Annotated in this window: 18 protein-coding genes; 16 read left to right on the top strand and 2 right to left on the bottom strand. The window is 74.9% G+C overall.

Features of this window, described 5'->3' with window-relative positions; translation table 11 throughout:
* Positions 1-3: 3 nt before the first annotated feature.
* Both FHS88_RS08885 and FHS88_RS08890 read left to right on the top strand, forming a co-directional pair.
* On the top strand, positions 4-1503 hold the full coding sequence (locus FHS88_RS08885) for a M81 family metallopeptidase (RefSeq protein ID WP_184483694.1): 1500 nt from the start codon (positions 4-6) through the stop codon (positions 1501-1503).
* Complete coding sequence (locus FHS88_RS08890) at positions 1500-2300, top strand: dienelactone hydrolase family protein (RefSeq protein WP_184483696.1); 801 nt, start codon at positions 1500-1502, stop codon at positions 2298-2300. The genes FHS88_RS08885 and FHS88_RS08890 overlap by 4 nt, the downstream gene beginning before the upstream one ends.
* A 231-nt stretch (positions 2301-2531) precedes the next feature.
* Here the strand turns inward: FHS88_RS08890 and FHS88_RS08895 are convergent, their stop codons facing one another.
* Complete coding sequence (locus tag FHS88_RS08895) at positions 2532-2837, bottom strand: hypothetical protein (RefSeq protein WP_184483698.1); 306 nt, start codon at positions 2835-2837, stop codon at positions 2532-2534.
* A gap of 166 nt (positions 2838-3003) precedes the next feature.
* Between FHS88_RS08895 and rpiB the strand changes: the two genes are divergently transcribed.
* The 10 genes from rpiB to thiL all read left to right on the top strand — a co-directional run bounded on the left by rpiB (position 3004) and on the right by thiL (position 11369).
* A complete protein-coding gene (gene rpiB, locus FHS88_RS08900; protein WP_246419746.1) occupies positions 3004-3474 on the top strand; it encodes a ribose 5-phosphate isomerase B in 471 nt (156 codons plus the stop codon).
* A 552-nt stretch (positions 3475-4026) separates the two neighbouring features.
* Positions 4027-5367: a serine hydroxymethyltransferase gene (gene glyA, locus FHS88_RS08905; RefSeq protein ID WP_184484004.1), complete on the top strand. Its 1341-nt coding sequence runs from the start codon at positions 4027-4029 to the stop codon at positions 5365-5367.
* Between the two features lie 10 nt (positions 5368-5377).
* Positions 5378-5842, top strand: coding sequence for a transcriptional regulator NrdR (nrdR, locus tag FHS88_RS08910; RefSeq protein WP_184483700.1), 465 nt, complete (start codon positions 5378-5380; stop codon positions 5840-5842).
* A 12-nt stretch (positions 5843-5854) separates the two neighbouring features.
* On the top strand, positions 5855-6523 hold the full coding sequence (locus tag FHS88_RS08915) for a zinc metallopeptidase (protein WP_184483702.1): 669 nt from the start codon (positions 5855-5857) through the stop codon (positions 6521-6523).
* 48 nt (positions 6524-6571) lie between these two features.
* Positions 6572-7681 (top strand): bifunctional diaminohydroxyphosphoribosylaminopyrimidine deaminase/5-amino-6-(5-phosphoribosylamino)uracil reductase RibD, encoded by a 1110-nt coding sequence (ribD, locus tag FHS88_RS08920; protein ID WP_184483704.1) that lies wholly within the window; start codon positions 6572-6574, stop codon positions 7679-7681.
* Entirely contained in the window at positions 7681-8292 is a 612-nt protein-coding gene (locus FHS88_RS08925; protein ID WP_184483706.1) for a riboflavin synthase, read from the top strand. Before ribD ends, FHS88_RS08925 begins: the two co-directional genes overlap by 1 nt.
* On the top strand, positions 8289-9428 hold the full coding sequence (gene ribB, locus FHS88_RS08930) for a 3,4-dihydroxy-2-butanone-4-phosphate synthase (RefSeq protein ID WP_184483708.1): 1140 nt from the start codon (positions 8289-8291) through the stop codon (positions 9426-9428). The genes FHS88_RS08925 and ribB overlap by 4 nt, the downstream gene beginning before the upstream one ends.
* Complete coding sequence (locus FHS88_RS08935) at positions 9425-9910, top strand: 6,7-dimethyl-8-ribityllumazine synthase (protein WP_184483710.1); 486 nt, start codon at positions 9425-9427, stop codon at positions 9908-9910. The genes ribB and FHS88_RS08935 overlap by 4 nt, the downstream gene beginning before the upstream one ends.
* A complete protein-coding gene (gene nusB / locus FHS88_RS08940) occupies positions 9907-10404 on the top strand; it encodes a transcription antitermination factor NusB (RefSeq protein WP_184483712.1) in 498 nt (165 codons plus the stop codon). Before FHS88_RS08935 ends, nusB begins: the two co-directional genes overlap by 4 nt.
* Positions 10401-11369 carry a thiamine-phosphate kinase gene (thiL, locus tag FHS88_RS08945; RefSeq protein WP_184483714.1) on the top strand — a complete coding sequence of 323 codons (969 nt, stop codon included), beginning with the start codon at positions 10401-10403 and terminating at the stop codon, positions 11367-11369. The genes nusB and thiL overlap by 4 nt, the downstream gene beginning before the upstream one ends.
* Before the next feature lie 58 nt (positions 11370-11427).
* Here the strand turns inward: thiL and FHS88_RS08950 are convergent, their stop codons facing one another.
* On the bottom strand, positions 11428-11979 hold the full coding sequence (locus tag FHS88_RS08950; protein WP_246419748.1) for an outer membrane protein assembly factor BamE: 552 nt from the start codon (positions 11977-11979) through the stop codon (positions 11428-11430).
* Between FHS88_RS08950 and FHS88_RS08955 the strand changes: the two genes are divergently transcribed.
* The 4 genes from FHS88_RS08955 to plsX all read left to right on the top strand — a co-directional run bounded on the left by FHS88_RS08955 (position 11978) and on the right by plsX (position 14470).
* A complete protein-coding gene (locus FHS88_RS08955; RefSeq protein WP_246419750.1) occupies positions 11978-12580 on the top strand; it encodes a ubiquinol-cytochrome C chaperone family protein in 603 nt (200 codons plus the stop codon). The two genes, FHS88_RS08950 and FHS88_RS08955, sit on opposite strands and share 2 nt — an antisense overlap.
* Positions 12570-13070 carry a YceD family protein gene (locus FHS88_RS08960; RefSeq protein ID WP_184483716.1) on the top strand — a complete coding sequence of 167 codons (501 nt, stop codon included), beginning with the start codon at positions 12570-12572 and terminating at the stop codon, positions 13068-13070. The genes FHS88_RS08955 and FHS88_RS08960 overlap by 11 nt, the downstream gene beginning before the upstream one ends.
* A 107-nt stretch (positions 13071-13177) precedes the next feature.
* Complete coding sequence (gene rpmF / locus FHS88_RS08965) at positions 13178-13378, top strand: 50S ribosomal protein L32 (RefSeq protein ID WP_184483717.1); 201 nt, start codon at positions 13178-13180, stop codon at positions 13376-13378.
* A gap of 39 nt (positions 13379-13417) precedes the next feature.
* Complete coding sequence (plsX, locus tag FHS88_RS08970) at positions 13418-14470, top strand: phosphate acyltransferase PlsX (protein ID WP_338146481.1); 1053 nt, start codon at positions 13418-13420, stop codon at positions 14468-14470.
* Positions 14471-14477: the final 7 nt, after the last annotated feature.

Genomic DNA, 14477 nt, shown 5'->3' on the forward strand with positions numbered 1-14477 from the left:
CCCATGACCCGCATCGCCATCGGCGGCTTCCTGCACGAGAGCCATTCCTTCGCGCCGCTGCCCACGGGCTGGGCCGAGTTCGTGAAGCCCGGCGGCTTTCCGCCGCTGCAGAAGCGCGACACGCTGCTCGACGCGCTGCGCCCCACCTCCTGCCCCGCCGCCGGGGCCATCATGGTGGCCGAGGAGGAGGGTGTCACGATCGCCCCGCTCGCCTGGGGCTTCGCCAACCCCGCCGGGCCCGTCACCGCCGAGGCCTTCGAGCGCATCGCCGCACTCATCATCGCCGCGCTGTCGGATGCGCTGGAGGAAGGGCCGCTCGACGGCGTCTATCTCGACCTGCACGGCGCGATGGTCGCGGTCGGCTTCGACGATGCGGAAGCCGAGCTGCTGCGCCGCGTGCGCGCGGTGGTCGGGCCGGATGTGCCGATCGCCGCGAGCCTCGATCCGCACGCCAACATGACCGCGGCGATGGTCGCGCATGCGGATGTGCTGGTGCCCTTCCGCACCTATCCGCATGTGGACATGAAGCCGGCCGGGGCGCAGGCCGCGCGGCTGCTGCTGCGCATGATCCGCGAGCGCCGCCGCCCGGCCAAGGCGTTCCGCGAGATCGACTATTGGACGCCGCTTCCCGCGCAATGCACCATGGTCGCGCCGATGGCCGAGGTGATGGCGGAACGCGCCCGCCTCGCCGAGGCGCCGGGCATGTGGGAACTCGGCTTCTGCTTCGGCTTCCCCTACGCGGATTTCCCGGGCTGCGGCATGGCCATCGCCGCCTTCGCCGACACGACGGAGCAGGCGGCCGAGGCGGCGGACGCGCTGGCCGGATTCATCGCGGCGAAGGAGCCGGAATTCGCCCTCGGCGTGCTGCCGGCGGCCGAGGGCGTGGCGCGCGCCATGGCCGGTTCGGGCAAGGGGCCGGTCGTCCTGGCCGACACCCAGGACAATCCAGGCGGCGGTGGGCATGGGGACACCACCGGGCTGCTCGCCGAACTCATCCGCCAGGGCGCCGAGGGCGCGGTGCTCGCGCCGATGAACGACGCCGAGGCCGCCGCCGCCTGCCATGCGGCGGGGGAGGGGGCGACGGTCACGCTCGATCTCGGCGGCAGGAGCGACGGCGCGCCGCTCGCCGTCACCGCGCTGGTCGAGCGCCTGAGCGACGGGCGCTTCACCCTGACCGGGCCGATGGGCAGGGGCAACCCGGCCGATCTCGGGCCCTCGGCGCTGATCCGGGTCGCGCCGGGCGTGCGCGTGATCGTGGTCAGCCGCAAGATGCAGGCGCATGACCAGGCGATCTTCCGCTTCCTCGGCATCGAGCCGGCGGAGCAGGGGATCGTCGCGGTGAAGTCGAGCGTGCATTTCCGTGCCGATTTCCAGCCCATCGCGCGGGAGGTGATCGTGGTGGCCGCGCCGGGGCCGGTGGTGGCCGACCCGGCGGTGCTGCCCTTCACCAATCTCCGCCCCGGGCTGCGGCTGCGGCCCGGCGACAACCGGCGCACGCCGTGATCGCGCGGCTGCTGGCCACGGCGCTGATGCTCGCCCCCTTCGCGGCGCGGGGCGAGGTGGTCTCGATCCACGCCGAGGATGGCGCCGCCTTGCGCGCCATGGTCGTCGAGCCGGCCGCGGGGGTGGCGCGCCGGCCGGCGGTGGTGGCGCTGCATGGCTGCACCGGCCTCGCGGCGCCCGACCGCCCGCTGCGGCTGCCGGCGCGCGAGACGGACTGGGCCGCGCGGCTTTCCGCGCTCGGGCACCGGGTGGTCTTTCCCGACAGTTTCGGCAGCCGCGGCCTGGGCCCCGCCTGCGGGCGGGCGGAGCATCCGGTGCGCCCCGGGGGCCTGCGCGCCGGGGATGCGCGCGCGGCCCTCGCCTGGGCGGCGGCGCAGGCGGACGAGCCGCCGGGCGGGGGCATCCTGATGGGCTGGTCGCATGGCGGCAGCACGGTGCTGGCGACGCTCGGCGCGCCGCTGCCGCCGGGCCTGCTGCGGGCGGCGATCGCCTTCTATCCGGGCTGCGGCGCGCTGCTCGCGGGTGCGCCGGGCTGGGCTGCGCCGGTGCCGCTGCTGATGCTGCTGGGCGAGGCGGATGACTGGACGCCGGCGCATCGCTGCGAGGCCCTGGCCGCGCGGGCGCCGGAGCGGATCGAGCTCCGCGTCTTTGCCGGCGCGCACCACAATTTCGACCATCCAGGGATACCCATCCGCTCCCGCCTGCTGCCCAACGGCCAGACGGTGACGACGGGCACCGATGCGGCGGCGCGGGAGGGCGCGATCGCGGCGGTCCTGGGCTTCCTCGCAAGGCGCTGAGGCCGCGGAACACGGGTCTGACCTTCGTCCGCGGGGCATCTGCCCGTCATGCCGCGCGCGGCCGGCCCCACAGCCCCGCGCCCCGTCGCAGCGGGTGATCCGTGCAGCGGAGCATAAGGTCATGCCGTTCGCCTGCCTGTTTCGGCGCAGGGCCGCTGCAGCAGCCCTCCGGGGGCTTCTTCCGCAGGCCGGATGCCGCCCCGCCGCAAGCGTAGCCACGCGCTCCGGGCATCAAGGGCGGTCCGCGCCGAGGGCCGCGAGCGCGGGCGCCAGCGACGCCGGCGGCGCACCTGCCGGCCAGGTGACGCTGTGCCCCTGGCCCTCTCGCCTCAGCGTGAGGGAGCAGGTGAGGTTGCCGGGCGGGGCGGAGGCGAGCCGCTCGAAGCCCGCCGCCTCCAGCAGCGCGAGGATCTCGGCGTAGGACGGCCCTTGGCGCGGAACGGGCACGGCCTCCAGCGGCGCGCCGGCGCGGGCGCGGCGCAGGGCGAAGGCGCTCCCGTCCGGCAGCAGGCGCAGGCCGGAGCCGCCGCCGGTCACGCCGCCGCCGCAGAACCGATCGATGGCGTCCGCGGGTTGCGCGGCGGCGGGCGCGGCGGGGAGCAGCAGCGCGAGGAGCAGGGCGCGCGCCGGCCCTTGCCCGCGGCGGGGCCTGCGCCGATAAGGCGCTGCCGCCGGGCCGGGGCGCTGCCGGCTGTCCCCGGCCATGGCGGACGATCTCCGCGGGAACAGCATCATGGACACCATCGCCATCGCCTCCGACCATGCCGGTCCGCAGCTCCGCGCCGAGTTGCGCGCGGCCCTCGAAGCGGCGGGCCATGCGGTGCTGGACCTCGGCACGGACGGCACGCAGTCGGTGGACTATCCCGATTTCGCCGCCGCCGTCTGCCGCGCCGTGACCGAGGGCCGGGCGCGCTTCGGCGTGCTGGTCTGCGGGACCGGCATCGGCATGGCGATCGCGGCGAACCGCCACCGGGGCATCCGCGCCGCGGTGCTGCACGACACCACCGAGGCGCGGCTGACGCGGGCGCACAACGACGCCAACGTGGCCTGCTTTGGCGCGCGGACCACGGGCGTGGAGACGGCGCTGGACGCGCTCCGGGCCTTCCTCGCGCAGCCCTTCGAGGGCGGGCGGCATGAGCGGCGGGTCGCGAAGATCGAGGCGCAGAACGGTTAGGGCGGCGGCGTCTCGCCCGCCTGGGCGCGGCGCGCGGCGGGCCCGCGGCCTGCGCGGGGCGAGCCCGGTGCCGGAGGGCGACGCGGCGAGCTTCGGCCCGGATCCGGCGTTCCCGCCGCGGAGGCGGGGACGAGCCGCCCGCGTCCGTGTGCTGGCCATGGCCGGCAGCGATCCCCGGCCCGCTGGGCGTGCCTGGGCGGGCGCGGAGGCTCTCACGACAGGGGCTGGAACGGCGCCCGATGCCGGCGCGAGACGCGGCGGTCGCGGTCCGGGCCGTTGTTTGCCCGTGGAGTCGCGCCGGCAGGGCAGTGTCGCGCCGGCCATGCCCCGGCCGGAGCGGCCGTGCCGCGTGCCGCCGTGGCCCGTTCGCGGCGCGGAGGGCAGCGCGTCCCGGGCCGCGCGAACCCTTCGGAAACCGCGCCTTGGCGGGCGCTTCCGGCGCGCGCCCCCGGTCCGTCGCGGGCCTTCGGATGCAGGCGTCCGGAGCCGCGCCCGCATGTGATGGCTGCGCCTTGCCAAGCCCGCCCGGCCCGGCGCACAACCGCCGGCATGATGCGACCCGCCCCCGCCCCCCTTCGCGCGCCGGAAGGCCCCGTCTCCGGCGTCGCGCCCGCAGCCGCCTTCTTCGCCGCCGGCCTCGCTGAGGCGGACCCCGACCTCGCCGCCGCGGTGGCGCAGGAACTGGCCCGCCAGCAGGACGGGATCGAGCTGATCGCCTCGGAGAACATCGTCTCGAAGGCGGTGCTCGAGGCACAGGGCAGCGTGCTGACCAACAAATATGCCGAGGGCTATCCCGGCCGGCGCTACTACGGCGGCTGCGAGGCGGTGGATGTGGCGGAACGGCTCGCGATCGAGCGCGCCTGCGCGCTGTTCGGCTGCGGCTTCGCCAATGTCCAGCCGCATTCCGGGGCACAGGCCAACCAGGCCGTCTTCCTCGCGCTGCTGCAGCCGGGCGATGCCTTCATGGGCCTCGACCTCGCCGCCGGCGGGCACCTGACGCATGGCTCGCCCGCCAACCTCTCGGGCAAGTGGTTCAGGCCGGTGCCCTACACGGTGCGCCGCGAGGACCAGCGCATCGACATGGAGGAGGTCGCGCGCATCGCGCGGGAGAGCCGCCCGAAGCTGATCATCGCCGGCGGCTCGGCCTATGCCCGGCACTGGGATTTCGCGCGCTTCCGGCAGATCGCCGACGAGGTGGGCGCGTATTTCATGGTGGACATGGCGCATTTCGCGGGCCTCGTGGCCGGCGGGGCGCATCCCTCGCCCTTCCCGCACGCGCATGTGGTGACCACCACCACGCACAAGACGCTGCGCGGCCCGCGTGGGGGCATGATCCTCACCAATGACGAGGCGCTGGCGAAGCGGTTCAACTCGGCCGTCTTCCCGGGGCTGCAGGGCGGGCCGCTGATGCATGTCATCGCCGCCAAGGCGGTCGCCTTCGGGGAGGCGCTGCGGCCCGAGTTCCGCGCCTATGCCGCCGCCGTCGTCGCCAACGCCCAGGCGCTGGCCGAGGAGCTGAAGGCCCAGGGCCTCGACCTCGTGACCGGCGGGACCGACAACCACCTGCTGCTGGTGGACCTGCGGCCCAAGCGCCTGACCGGCAAGGTCGCGGAGGCGGCGCTGAACCGCGCCCACCTGACCTGCAACAAGAACGCCATTCCCTTCGACCCGGAGAAGCCGATGGTCACCTCCGGCGTGCGCCTCGGCAGCCCGGCCGGCACCACGCGCGGCTTCGGCGTCGCGGAGTTCCGACAGATCGGCCGGCTGATCGGCGAGGTGCTCGACGGCGCGGTGGCCGCCTCCAACGCCGATGGCGTGAATGCGGCGGTGGAGGCCGCGGTCAAGGCGAAGGTGCTGGAGCTCTGCCGCCGCTTCCCGGTCTATCCGGGCTGAGGGGCGCGCGATGAAGTGCCCCTTCTGCGGCGCCGAGGACACCCAGGTGAAGGACAGCCGCCCGGCCGAGGACGGGGCGGCGATCCGGCGCCGGCGGGCCTGCGCCTCCTGCGGGGCGCGCTTCACCACCTTCGAGCGGGTGCAGCTGCGCGAGATCACGGTGCTCAAGACCGATGGCCGCCGCGTGCCCTTCGACCGCGAGAAGCTCGCGCGCTCGATCCGCGTGGCCTGCCGCAAGCGGCCGGTGGACGAGGACCGGATCGAGCGTCTGGTCAATTCCATCCAGCGCCGCCTGGAGACCGAGGGCGAGACCGAGATCCCCTCGCGCAAGATCGGCGAGATCGTGATGGAGAGCCTGCGCGAGCTCGACCAGGTGGCCTATGTCCGCTTCGCCTCGGTCTATCGCAACTTCAGCGAGGCGAAGGATTTCCAGGCCTTCCTCGGCGAGCTCGGCTCCGCGGGCAGCGCGGACTGAGCCATCGCGCCGATGATCCCGGCGCTGATCCTGCTGGTCCTCGCGCTGGTCCTCGGGCCGACGGCCTATGTGCGCTGGGTGATGGCCCGCCACGCCGCCGACCGGCCCGACCTGCCGGGCACGGGCGGCGAGTTCGCCCGGCACCTGCTCGACGAGGCCGGGCTGCACCACGTCGCGGTGGAAGCGACCGACGAGGGCGACCACTACGATCCGGCCGTGCCGGCGGTGCGGCTTGCGCCCGGGCATCTCCATGGGCGCTCGGTCACGGCGGCGGCGGTGGCGGCGCATGAGGTGGCGCACGCCGTGCAGCACGCCGAGGGATCGCGGCTCTTTGCCCTGCGCCTTGCGCTGATGCGCGCGGTGACGCCGCTGCGCCTTGCCGCCGCGGTGGCGCTGACCGTGCTGCCGCTGGGCGGCGCGGCGGCGGGGGCGGGGCATCTCGTGCTGCCCTCGCTGCTGCTGGCGCTGGCGCTGTTCGGGCTGTCGGTGCTGGTGCATCTCGTCACCCTGCCGCTCGAGTTCGATGCCTCCTTCGGCCGGGCGCTGCCGGCGATCACGCGGGGCGGGTATCTCTCGGGGCGCGACCTCGGCGCGGCGCGCGCGGTGCTGCGCGCGGCGGCGCTGACCTATGCCGCGGGCGCATTCCTGTCGGTGCTGCAACTCGCGCGGGTGGTGCGGTAGGGCGGCTTGCCGGCGGGGCGGGGAAGGTGGACAACCCCGCAGCCCCCGATGTCCGACGACCTGCACCACATGCGCGCCGCGCTGGCCCTGGCCCGGAGGGGCCTCGGCAACACCTGGCCGAACCCGGCGGTGGGCTGCGTGCTGGTGCGCGATGGCCGGGTGGTCGGGCGCGGCTGGACCCAGCCCGGCGGGCGGCCCCATGCCGAGACCGAGGCGCTGCGCCGCGCCGGTTCGCGGGCGCGCGGGGCGACGGCCTATGTCACCCTCGAGCCCTGCTCCCATCACGGCCGCACGCCGCCCTGCTGCGACGCGCTGGAGGCGGCGGGCGTCGCGCGGGTGGTGGTGGCGATGCGCGACCCCGACCCCCGGGTGGACGGGCGCGGCCTCGCGAGGCTGCGCGCCGCGGGCATCGTGGTGGAGGAGGGGCTCTGCGCCGAGGAGGCCCGCGCGCTCAATGCCGGCTTCTTCCGCCGCATCGAGGCCGGGCTGCCGGTGCTCACGCTGAAACTGGCCTCCACGCTCGACGGGCGGATCGCCACCGCGGCGGGGGAGAGCCGCTGGATCACCGGGCCCGCGGCGCGGCGCGCGGTGCATGCGCTGCGCGCGCGGCACGATGCCATCCTGGTGGGCTCGGGCACGGTGCTGGCCGACGACCCGGACCTGACCTGCCGCATCCCGGGGATGGAGCGCGTGCCGATGCTGCGCGTGGTGGCCGATGCGCGGCTGCGCACGCCGCTCTCGGCGCGGCTGGTGGCGACGGCCCGCGCCACGCCCACCTGCATCGTGACCGTGCCGGGCCATCCGCCTGCCGCCCTCGCGCCCTTCTTTGCCGCCGGGGTGGCGGTGCAGACGGCCCCGGCCGGCGAGGGCGGGGGGCTCGACCTGCGCGCGCTGCTCGCCGCCCTGGCCCAGCGCGGGGTGACGCGGGTGCTGGCCGAGGGCGGGGCGGGGCTCGCCGCGGGGCTGCTGCGGGCGGGGCTGGTTGACCGGCTCGCCTGGTTCCACGCGCCGGGGGTGCTGGGGGCCGAGGGGCTCCCGGCGGCCGAGGGCTTGCGCGTCGGGGCGCTTGCCGCCATGCCCCGCTTCCGGCGCGTTGCGCTCGCCCCCCTCGGCGCCGATGTGCTGACCGAGTTCGAACGCATCGAGGAGATGCCCTGATGTTCACCGGGATCGTGACGGCCCTCGGCACGGTGCGGGAGGTGCAGCCGATCGGCGGCGGGCACGACCTGCGCCTCGTGATCGGCACCGCGCCCGAGTTCCTCGCCCGGCCCGTCCCGGCCGCGATCGGCGCCTCGATCGCCTGTTCCGGGGTGTGCCTGACGGTGGTGCATCTCGCCGCCGACGCTTTCTCGGTGGACTGCTCGGCCGAGACGGTGGCGAAGACCACGGTGGGCGGCTGGAGGCCGGGGACGCGGGTGAATCTGGAACGCGCGTTGCGCCTGGGCGACGAGCTCGGCGGCCATCTGGTCGCGGGGCATGTGGACGGGGTGGCGGAGGTGGTCTCGGCCACGCCGGAGAACGCATCGGTGCGCTGGCGCTTCCGCGTGCCGGCGGCGATCGCGCCCTATATCGCGCCCAAGGGGTCGGTCGCGATCGACGGCGTCTCGCTGACGGTCAACGAGGTTGACGGGGAGGTGTTCGGCGTCAACATCATCCCGCACACCGCCGCGGTCACCACCTTCGGGACGCTGCAACCGGGGGACAGGGTGAACATCGAGGCCGACATGATGGCGCGCTACGTGGCGCGCCTCCGGGAGTATCAGCGATGAGCACGACGGATGCGGGCCAGCCCGTCCGCACCTCCTTCCACGACTTCATCTCGCCGACCGAGGACCTGCTCGAGGAGGCCCGCCGCGGCCGCATGTTCATCCTGGTGGATGACGAGGACCGCGAGAACGAGGGCGACCTCGTCATCCCCGCGCAGTTCGCCACACCGGATGCGATCAACTTCATGGCCCGACATGCCCGCGGGCTGATCTGCCTCGCGCTGACCCAGGCGCGCGTCGAGCAGCTCGCGCTGCCGCTGATGGCGCAGTCGAACGGCACGCGGCACCAGACCGCCTTCACCGTCTCGATCGAGGCGCGCGAGGGCGTGACGACGGGCATCAGCGCGGCCGACCGCGCGCGCACGGTCGCTGTCGCCATCAACCCGGAACTCGGGCGCGAGCACATCGTGACACCCGGCCATGTCTTCCCGCTGGTGGCGCGCGAGGGCGGCACGCTGGTGCGCGCGGGCCACACCGAGGCGGCGGTGGATTTCGCCCGCCTCGCGGGACTCAATCCCTCGGGCGTGATCTGCGAGATCATGAACGACGACGGCACCATGGCGCGCATGCCGGACCTGGTGGCCTTCGCGCAGCATCACGGCCTCAAGCTCGGCACCATCGCCGACCTGATCGCCTATCGCCGGCGGACCGAGCGGCTGGTGCAGCGCGTGGAGGATTGCACGCTGCAGCAGGCGGTGGGCGGCGAGTGGCGGGCGGTGGTCTATTCGAGCACCGTCGCGCGGGGCGAGCATCTCGCTCTGGTCAAGGGCGATGTCGCGGGCGGCGAGCCGGTCCTGGTGCGCATGCACGCCGTCTCCCTGCTGAACGACATCGTGGCCGGGCACGGCACGGAGGAACTGCACGGCGCGATGCGCATGATCGCGGCCGAGGGGCGCGGCGTGGTGGTGCTGCTGCGCGACACGCGCGCCGATGCGGTCTCCGACCAGGTGCGGCGCGGGCGCGGGCGCGCGGCGGCGCCCGAGCTGCGCGACTACGGCATCGGCGCGCAGATCCTGGCCGATCTCGGCGTCACGCGCATGATCCGCCTGTCCAACCATCCGCGCCCGATCGTCGGCCTCGAGGGCTACGGCATCGAGGATGTCGAGACGCGGCCCATCGTGAAGGACGGCGCGGCGTGAGCACCCTCGATGCCCCCGAGCGCGGCGCGGCCGCGCTGGCCGGCCCCGCGCCGCGCATCCTGGTGATCCAGGCGCCCTATTACCGCGAGGTGGTGGAGGGGATGCTGCGCGGCGCGCGCCGCGTGCTGGCCGATGTGAAGGCGAGCGTCGAGGTCGTCGAGGTCGCGGGCGGCTACGAGCTTCCCGCGGCCCTGGCGATGGCGCTGAAGGTGCCGGGACGCTGGGACGGCTTCCTGCTGCTCGGCTGCGTGGTGAAGGGGGAGACCGACCACTACACCTTCATCTGCGAGGCGATCTGCCACGGCGTGATGGAGATTTCCACGCGCAGCGGCGCGGCGATCGGCTTCGGGCTGCTGACGGTGGACACGCTCGCCCAGGCCGAGGCGCGCTCGCGCGACGACCGCATGAACAAGGGCGCGGAGGCGGCCCATGCGGTGCTTGGCCAGGTCGCGCTGGCGCGGCGCTGGGGGCTTGCGGGATGAGCCAGAACCGCCCGAAGCCCGCCGGCCGGCCGCGCACCGGCGCGCGAGTCGCCGCCGTGCAGGCGCTGTTCCAGTCCGAGCAGACCGGCGAGAGCGCCGAGACGGTCGCGCAGCAGTTCATCCGCCACCGCATCGGCGCGGGCGAGGGCGGGGAGGCCTTCGAGGAGGGCCGCGTGCCGCTCGCCCATGTGCCGCTGTTCGAGGCCATCCTGACGGCGGCGGCCTCGCGCGCCGAGGAGGCGGATGCCGCGATCCGCGCCCATGTCGCGAAGGACTGGACGCTCGAGCGCCTCGATCCCGTCCTGCGCGCGCTGCTGCGCGCCGCGGCGGCCGAGCTGCTGGCGCCACGCGAGCCGCCGGCGCGCGTCGTGATCAACGAGTACATCGACATCGCGCGCGGCTTCCTCGACGAGGAGACCTGCCGCTTCGCCAATGGCGTGCTCGATGCCATGGCCCATGCGCTGCGGCCGGCGGAGTTCGGGGCGGCGCGGTGAGCCTGCCGGCGGAGTTCGCGCTGATCGCGCGGCATTTCCGGCCGCTGGCCGGGGAGGGGGCGCTCGGCCTCGCCGACGATGCCGCGGTGCTCGACATCCCGGCGGGGCGGCGGCTTGTGGTCGCGGCCGATGCGATGGTCGAGGGTGTGCACTACCTGCCAGCGGATCCGCCCGAGACGGTGGGGCGCAAGCTGCTGCGCGTGAACCTCTCGGACCTCGCGGCGATGGGCGCGGCCCCGCTCGGCTACCTGATGACGACCTCCTTCGCGCGCGGCACCGCCGATGCCTGGATCGCGGCGTTCGCGCGCGGGCTCGCGGAAGACCAGCGGGCCTTCGGCCTCGCGGCGCTCGGGGGCGACACCACGGTGACGCCCGGCCCGGCCTGCCTGTCGCTGACCATCCTCGGCACGGTGGCGCCGGATGCGGTGCTGACGCGCGCCGGCGCGCGCGCGGGCGATGATGTCTGGGTCTCGGGGACCATCGGGGACGGGGCGCTCGGGCTGCGCGTGCTGCGCGGGGAACTGCCGGGCGATGCCGAGGGCCATCTCGTGCGGCGCTACCGGCTGCCGGAACCGCGGCTGGCGCTGGGCGGGGCGCTGGCGGGGCTCGCCCGTGCCGGGCTCGATGTCTCGGACGGGCTGGTGCAGGACCTCGGGCATCTGTGCCGGGCGGCGGGCTGCGGGGCGGTGATCGAGGCGGCCGCGGTGCCGTTCTCGGCGCCGGCGCGCGCGGCGCTGGCGGCCGATCCCGCGCTGCTGCCCGTGCTGCTGACCGGCGGCGACGACTACGAACTGCTCTTCGCGGCCGCACCCGCGGACCGCGCCGGGATCGAGGCGCGGGCGGCGGCGGCGGGTGTCGCGGTCACGCGCATCGGCGGGTTCGTCCCGGGCGCGGCCGAGGTCACGGTGCGCGGCGCGGACGGGCAACGCATGTCGCTCGCCAGCGGCGGCTGGAGCCATTTCTGACGGGCGGCGGGCGGGTTTCCCGCCCCAGCCTCCGCCGGCCGCTGTCTTCAGGCCGGCGTCACCGCCGGCCGGCGCCGGCGCCGAAGCTCGCCGGATTCGAGCCCGAGACCGGGCCCCCTTCCATGCCCGGGCGGCCGAGATTGCCGAACAGCGCCTGCAGCAGCGTCCGCTCGTTGCCGGGCACGGGGGTCTCGCGCGAGACCATGCGCACGTCGCGGCCATCGGCCTCGGTCAGTTCGCGCACGCCGCTGACCACGCCCTGCCGGTTGAAGGAGATGGCGACGACGCGGCGGTCCGCGATCTCGAGGAAGCGGCCAGGCGCGATCCGGCTCTGGGCGCTGATGTAGTACCAGTTGTCGTCGTCGAAGGTGCCGCGGGCGGTGGGCGAGCCGAGCAGCGCCTCGACATCGGCGCGGGTCTGCACGCCGGGCGTGATCTGGCTGAGGCGCTCGGCATCCACGTGGTTGCCGCGCGCCACCGGCGCGGGGCCGAGCCTCTCGTTCAGCCAGCCGCAGCCGCCGAGCGCGAGCAGGAGGAGCAGCGGCGCGGCGCGGAATGCGTTGACCGATCGGGGGTGGCGGGCCATGTCGCGGGAACGGATAGACAGCATGCCGCCCCCGGGTCAACCGGAGAGGTGGCCGGAGGCGGTGGACAGCATGGGCATCCTCGGGATGTTCCGCCGCCGGCCGCATGAGCGGGCCGGCTTCGAACTCTATGGCGCGGCGGTCGCGGCGGCGCGGCAGCCGGCGCTGTTCGAGAGCCTCGCCGTGCCCGACACGGTGGAGGGGCGCTTCGACCTCGTGAGCCTGCATGTCGGGCTGCTGATACGGCGGCTCCGGCGCGACCCCGATGCGCGCGGGCCCGCGCTGGCCCAGGCGGTGTTCGACGCGATGTTCGCGGACATGGACCTGAACCTGCGGGAGATGGGGGTGGGCGACCTCGCGGTGGGCAAGCGCGTGCGCCAGGCCTGGGAGGCCTTCCACGGGCGCGCCCTGGCCTATGAGGCGGCGCTCGATTCGAACGAGCCGGACGCCCTCGCCGAGGCGCTCGCGCGCAATGTCTGGCGCGGCGAGGCGCCGGAGGGCTGCGCCGGGCGGCTCGCCGCGATTGCCCGGGCGCAGGATGCCGCGCTGGCCGGGCAGGACATCGCCGCCATGGCGGCGGGGAGGGTGCGCTTCCTCGCAGCGGAGGAGCTTCTGCATGACGCCTGAATTCTCCCGCATCGTCACGCTCGCGCGGATTCCCGAGGCCGGGCGGGAGGAGCGGCTGGAGGCGCAGCCCGCCGAATGCGCGGCCCTGGCGCGCCGCTTCGCCATCCCGGCGGTGAACCGGCTGCGGGCGGTGCTGCGGCTGCGGCCCGAGCCGGGCGGGGCGGTGCTCGCCGAGGGGCGGATGGAGGCCGAGGTGGTGCAGGATTGCGTGGTCACGCTCGAGCCTGTGGTCCAGGCGGTGGAGGAGGCGGTGGCGCTGCGCATCCTGCCGCCAGGGGGCGCCTTCTCCGAGGATCCCGAGGGGCCGGACGAGGTGGCGGCGGAGGGCGATGCGGTGGATCTGGGCGAGGCGCTGGCCGAGCAACTCGCCCTCGCGCTCGATCCCTACCCGCGCGCCCCGGGCGCGGCGCTGCCGGGGGAGGGGGACGGCGAGGCCGAGGCGCCGCCCACCGGCCCCTTCGCCGCGCTCGCGGCGATGCGCCGGGGCTGATCGCGGCCCGCGGCTTGCGCCCGCGGCTTGCGTCGGAGGGGGGTGGGTGCTAATGCCCCGCGCTCCCGCTATCCTGCATGACTGCTTGAAGAAAGAGGCTCGGCGCCATGGCCGTTCCGAAGAAGAAGGTTTCGCCCTCCCGCCGCGGCATGCGCCGCAGCCATGAGGCGCTGAGCGCCCCGTCCTACCAGGAGTGCTCCAACTGCGGCGAGCTGAAGCGGCCGCATCACGTCTGCTCCCACTGCGGCCACTATGATGGCCGCGAGGTGGTCGCGGCCGAGCGCGTGGGCACCACCATCCGCAGCTGAGCGGCGGTGGCCATCACCCCGCGCACGGGCCGCTGAGCGGTGCCCTCCGAGCAACCGCCCTTCGCGCTCGCGATCGACGCCATGGGCGGCGACGCGGCGCCCGAGGTCGTGCTGGACGGGCTCGAGCTCGCCGCCGAACGCCATCCATCCGCCCGCTTCCTGCTGGTGGGGGACGAGGCGCGGGTGGGCGGCGCCCTGGCCCGGCGCAAGCGCGCCGCGCGCGCCTGCAGCCTGCGCCATGCGCCGGACGCCATCCCGGGCGACATGAAGCCGACCGCCGCGCTGCGCGTGCGCGGCTCCTCCATGCGCGTGGCCATTGACGCGGTGGCGGCGGGGGAGGCATCGGGGGTCGTCTCGGCCGGCAATACCGGCGCGCTCATGGCGCTCGCCAAGATCGTCATCAAGACGCTGCCCGAGATCGACCGGCCGGCGCTCGCGGCGATCGGGCCTTCGGCGCGCGGGGACGTGGTGCTGCTCGACCTCGGCGCGAACGTGCAGTGCGACGCGCGCAACCTCGTCGAGTTCGCGGTGATGGGCGACGCCTTCGCGCGCGCCGTGCTCGGCCTGACCAACCCCTCGATCGGCCTGCTGAACGTGGGCAGCGAGGAGCTGAAGGGCGACGACCGCGTGCGCCACGCCGCCGAGGTGCTGCGCGATTCGCACATCGGCGCGCAGTTCCGCGGTTTCGTCGAGGGGCACGACATCACCGCCGGCACCACCGACGTGGTGGTGACCGACGGCTTCACCGGCAATGTCGCGCTCAAGACCGGCGAGGGCGCGCTGAAGCTGATGCGCGACCTGCTGCGGCAGGTCTTCACCAGTTCCGTTCCGGCCCGGCTCGGCTATCTGCTCGCGCGCCCCGCGCTCGACCGGCTGCGCGAGTGGATGGACCCGCGCCGCTACAACGGCGCCATCCTGATCGGGCTGAACGGGGTGGTGGTGAAGTCCCATGGCGGCACCGACGCGCTGGGCTTCGCCCATGCGGTGGATGTCGCGATGGACATGGTGACGCACCGCTTCAACGAGCGTATCCGTGAGGGCCTCGCCCGCCTTTCCACGCCCGGCCCGCGCATCGCGGCCGATCCACGCTAGGGGTTCG

Origin of the sequence: Neoroseomonas alkaliterrae (assembly GCF_014199195.1) — a bacterium.
GTDB classification, from domain to species: Bacteria; Pseudomonadota; Alphaproteobacteria; order Acetobacterales; family Acetobacteraceae; genus Neoroseomonas; species Neoroseomonas alkaliterrae.